Annotated in this window: 2 protein-coding genes; both read left to right on the top strand. The window is 67.1% G+C overall.

Annotated elements, in window-relative coordinates; genetic code table 11:
* Positions 1-9: 9 nt before the first annotated feature.
* The gene (locus EN939_RS29135; RefSeq protein WP_272483117.1) at positions 10-114 is read left to right on the top strand and encodes a sarcosine oxidase subunit delta; all 105 of its coding nucleotides are present in this window, start codon (positions 10-12) and stop codon (positions 112-114) included.
* Positions 111-2,616 (top strand): sarcosine oxidase subunit alpha family protein (locus tag EN939_RS29130; RefSeq protein ID WP_127271144.1); only part of this gene is annotated, 2,506 nt, incomplete at its 3' end. The genes EN939_RS29135 and EN939_RS29130, both read left to right, overlap by 4 nt.

Genomic DNA, 2,616 nt, shown 5'->3' with positions numbered 1-2,616 from the left:
GCGCGCGAGATCTGGGTCCACATGATTTGCGGCGAGTTCTTCGTCATGGAGCGGGACACCGTCACCCACAAGGTGCTGTCTTCGGCCGCTCTCGACGGGGAGCATGCCGCGTGACCGCCTCACGTCTTGCCACCGGCGGCAGCGCCATCGACCGCTCGCGCCCGATCCGCTTCAGCTTCGACGGAACCATCGTGCAGGGCTTTGCCGGCGACACCATCGCCTCGGCGCTGCTGGCGGGGGACGTCGCGGTCGTCGGCCGCAGCTTCAAATACCACCGGCCGCGCGGCATATGGGGCGCCGGCGTCGAGGAGCCCAACGCGCTGGTCGATATCGGCGGCTTGTGGGCGACGCCCAACACGCGCGCCACGACCGAGCCGGCGCGCGACGGACTGGTGGCGAAAAGCGTCAATGCCACGCCCAGCGCACTGGCCGACCGCCACGCCTTCCTGGACCGTTTTGCGCGCTTCATCCCGGCCGCGTTCTACTACAAGACCTTCATGTGGCCGGACTGGCACAGGTTCGAGCCGCGCATCCGCGCCATGGCGGGGCTGGGCACGGTCGATGCCGACTGGACCTCGCCCGGCATGGCCGACCAGATCAACCATCATTGCGATGTGCTGGTTGTAGGCGCGGGACCGGCCGGGCTGGCAGCGGCAAGGCTGGCGTCTGGTGCTGGCCTGACTGTCACATTGATAGACGACCAGCAGAGCCCCGGCGGATCGCTTGGCCATCGTGCCGCGGAGATCGACGGCAAGCCGGCGGCCGTATGGGTCAAGGAGACGATTGCCGAGCTTGTCGCTGGCGGTCACCTCATCCTGCCTTCGACCACCGCCTTCGGCATCTACGACCACAATCTGGTCGGTCTGAATCAGCGCCATTTCGACGGCCGGCCGGATACGCTGTGGCGGGTCAGGCCGCGCCAGATCGTGCTGGCGACCGGCGCCATCGAGCGGCCGCTGCCTTTCGCCAACAACGATCTGCCGGGCATCATGTCGGCGGATGCGGCGTTCGCCTATCTCCGGCGCCACGCTGTGCTGGTCGGCCGCCGCATCGTCGTCGCCACCAACAATGACAGCGCCTATGAGGTGGCGGGGGCGCTTGCCGAGGCCGGCGCCGAAGTCAGGCTTGTCGACATCCGGCGCAACGGCACGCCTGCCGCGCCGGCCAATGCCCGGTTGATCAAAGGGCGTTCTCTCGCATCCGCCAGCGGCAAGCTGCGCGTCGACGGCGTGACGCTCGACGACGGCACGAGGTTCGATGCCGATTGCGTCCTGGTCTCCGGCGGGTGGACGCCGACCATCCATCTCTTCGGCCAGGCCAAGGGCAAGCTCGCCTGGAGCGATGCGCGCGCCGCCTTCCTGCCAAGCGATCCGGTCGACGGCATCGCCGTGATCGGCGCCGCAGCCGGCGCGGTCTCCTTGTCGGAGGTGTTTGCTGGCGCCGGCCCCGCCTTTGCACCCCTCGGCCAGACGAAGGCTCCCCTACCGCGCAGCACCGGACCGGAGGCGACGGGAGGCATTCTCCCGGCATGGCCGATTCCGGGCTCGAAAGGCCGTATCTGGATCGATTACCAGAACGACGTGACGGTGAAGGACGTCGAACTGGCAGCGCGCGAAAACTTCGTCTCGGTCGAACATCTGAAGCGCTACACCACGCTCGGCATGGCAACCGACCAGGGCAAGACCTCCAACCTGCCCGGCCTGGCGCTGATGGCCGGTATCACCGGGCGTACGGTGCCGGAGGTCGGCACCACCACCTATCGTCCGCCATTCACCCCGGTGCCGCTGGCAAGCTTTGCCGGCGCGCGCGGCGGCGAGTTGATGGCGCCGGTGCGCCGGCTGCCGCTCGAAAACGTCCATCGCGCCAATGGCGCTGTCTTCCAGGAATATGGCGGCTGGCTGCGCCCTGCCCATTATGGCGGCAGCGCTGACGCGGAGCGTTCGATCGCGGACGAAGCACGGCGCGCGCGCCAGTCGGTCGCGCTGTTCGACGGTTCGACACTCGGCAAGATCGAGGTGATCGGGCCGCAGGCGGCCGCATTCGTGGATTTTCTGTACTACAACACCATGTCGACGCTGAAGCCGGGCCGCTGCCGCTACGGCTTCATGCTGTCGGAGAACGGCGTGGTCTTTGATGACGGCGTTCTGGTGCGGCTGGGCGAGCATCGCTTTGTCGTCTCGTGCTCGTCCTCGCATGTCGCTGCCGTTCACGCCCGGCTGGAGGAATGGCGACAGGACCGCTTCGGACGCGGCGCGATCTATATTCACAACGCCACATCGGACATGGCAACGTTGACAGTTTCAGGACCGAACGCCCGAAAACTGCTCGAAGCGCTGGATCTCGGTCTCTCGCTCGGCGACGCCGATCTTCCGCATATGGCCATCGGTCATGGCACCTACGCCGGCAACGAAGTCCGCATTGCCCGCGTCAGCTTCACCGGCGACAGGAGCTACGAGATTTCGATCCGGGCCGATCGCGCCGAGCCGTTATGGGCGCATCTGCGCAAGGCGGGCCAGGCGTTCGACGCCGTCGTCATCGGCCTGGAGGCGCTGATGATCCTGCGCGCCGAGAAAGGCTTTATCGTCATTGGCAAGGACACTGACGGCACCACCCTGC

Origin of the sequence: Mesorhizobium sp. M7A.F.Ca.CA.002.05.1.1 (assembly GCF_003998335.1) — a bacterium.
Taxonomy (GTDB): Bacteria; Pseudomonadota; Alphaproteobacteria; order Rhizobiales; family Rhizobiaceae; genus Mesorhizobium.
This window is presented reverse-complemented; position numbering and strand designations above follow the sequence as displayed.